The organism is Pseudomonadota bacterium, from assembly GCA_010028905.1.
Classification (GTDB): Bacteria; Vulcanimicrobiota; Xenobia; order RGZZ01; family RGZZ01; genus RGZZ01.
This window is the reverse complement of sequence record RGZZ01000628.1, coordinates 1-2,459: the sequence shown is the minus strand read 5'-3', so window position 1 is coordinate 2,459 and position 2,459 is coordinate 1. Positions and strand designations below refer to the sequence as shown.

At 49.6% G+C, this 2,459-nt stretch carries 1 pseudogene; it reads left to right on the top strand.

Features of this window, described 5'->3' with window-relative positions:
- Positions 1-1,218 precede the first annotated feature (1,218 nt).
- Positions 1,219-1,365 (top strand): annotated as a pseudogene (locus EB084_23705) (peptidase).
- Positions 1,366-2,459: the final 1,094 nt, after the last annotated feature.

Below are 2,459 nucleotides of genomic sequence, written 5' to 3'. Positions count from 1 at the left end.
CCACTATAGGACTCACGTGTACACCGATCTCGACTGTAATTAATTCAACTCGCGACTTCACGAGTGAAGTCGTCGTGCCGCATGAGCTCCTTTTGAAGATACTCAATCCAGGGCAGTGGATCCTCACACGTGAACTACGGCGTCACGTTCTTGCGCTCGTCGACATCGAGCGCAAGCGTTCGAGCGCGTGGCCTTCTACAGTTCGCGACGATCCTGTCGTGCAACTTACACACTCTTGCAATGGATGGAGCGTCAGACTGAAAGATTTTCGGCTGTGTCGTGAAAACAAGTACGTCACGTGCAACGAGATCGATGTTGCGCGTCACTATCTTCTCGGAAATGTGAAGTTCGACTTCAACAAACTCGTATGTGAAGGCACGGCTCAGGCGTGCATCGACTTCACAATCACAAACTGTGTGACGATATGTGCCATATTTGGCTTGGACTCATGTCGCTCGGTGTTCAATATGTCTACGCAAACGCTCGATGTCGACAACTTGGCCATTGAATCTCAAGAGGTGCAGTTCCGATCCACACTCGTCATACTTGCACATTGCGAAGCGAAACAGATGCGCCTACCTAAAATCGACATCTCGATGAAGAATGACACGAGTGCCCGGCTTCGTGATGTAGTGGTGTGCTTATTCACTCACTGCAATCGTTTAGTCTTCCGCTTGTTAGTGCCACACAACTTTGACGCTCGTAATTACCACAACCAATGCCTCCTCTTCGACGCGGGAGTCTATGCACACACCACACGATTCAATCGTAAAGTCATCGACGCACTGCGTACCACCAACACGTCTAATTACACCGTTCGATTCATTGTGTTTGGATGCATTAGTCCACGATGGATCGAGTGGACGCGCACTCGCGGAACGACGACGTTCGTGCGTTCCTAAGAGTGCTTTTCCATCTCATCCGATTCGATTCGACTCCATTCGGCCCAATTTGATCCGACCCGATCGAAAAAGCGAGTTTCGTGTTCGGACTCCGATGCCTTTCAAGTTGCATTCGCTATCGTCGTAACTTCCCTGTTTTAATCCCAACGAAGGAATATGCGGGAAAAGTTGCCATTCCACGAATCAGTTGGGTCAGTCGATTGTAATCGTATCATTCTTTCTGCGCGATCCACACTTCATGTGTGAATTCCTTTCTTTTACATCCATCGCTTTTTCATCTCCATTCTTCTTCTTGTCTTGCTTTCCTCCTTTATATTCGTCGTCATCTTCGTCATCGTCGTCATCTTCGTCGTCGTCATCATCTTCGTCGTCGTCATCATCGTCGTCATCGTCGTCGTCATTGTGCCATAATTCATCGCCTTCTTCAGTTTCTTCTTCTTTGTCATCTTCGTCGTCTTCTTCCAATGCATGCATCTCGTCCTCTGGAACGTCGCACAGCATCATTCGCTTATATTCTGCAGATGCGAACACTTCTCTATCATAGAATTGAGTTTGACGACGTGTGCGCTTGCCATCCACAATGTTGCTCTCGTCAATTCCGTCCAAATCACGACGAATTGCCTCGTCTTTTGAGGCGGGAGGAAGACTCACTACTGACTCATCGTCTTCGTCCTCTTCAATGTCAGTATCGTCAACAATAAAATCGATTAATGATCCAGCATCGTCGTCGTCATCGTCGTCGTCGTCGTCGTCGTCATCGTCCTCCTCCTCCTCCTCTCCTTCTTGATCACTTTTCTCGTCAATCATGTTGTCGTCAGCTTTCAGAGTGGAGGAAGTGGGAGCAGGACGAGGAGCAGGTGCAGGTAAGCACACGTCGTCGTCGTCGCGAACCACATTCGGACGCTTTCGTCTCGGCTTCCTCGAGACTTCGTCCTGCAAGCACTTCGATTGGCTCAATGGCGTCTCCGATACCGACTCTCGCGCCGGTTCCACAAATGCCTCTGGTTGAGACAAACACTCTTGTGAAGTGTCCAGTTGTGTTCGAACGTCACATTCCAACTCGACCTCGAGTTCCTGCTGTACAATTTGAGGGCTCGTCGCACTTTCTTGCGAGGCAGTACATACACTTTGACCTGGTGTTGCGTCGTTCGCTCCGAAGGTCCGTGCATCTACATGCTCCGTCGTATCCAAGTCTTGCAATTTGCAAGAGCCTGCCGTCGCGATTCCTTCACTTGTATCTTCAGCGGGGGCGGAAGTGCTCACCCGTTTCTTCTTATTACTCAGATGAAGCCCACGGCGTGGCTTTCGACTTCCACCACCACCACCACTTACTTGTTCGACATTTGCTTCAACTTGCGTCTGTGGTGATGCACCCTCGATCCCACTGTTTGAATATGCACACATGTCATTGTCCATCAGCACTTGTCGATGTAGCAAGCAAGTATGTTTGAATCGTCGGGCAGATGACGATGAATGGCACTGAGTGTGTACTTACTTGTGCATCGTGACGATATGCAATCTGATCTGCGTTCTTGTGTCCCGCCTCCCCTCCCGAAG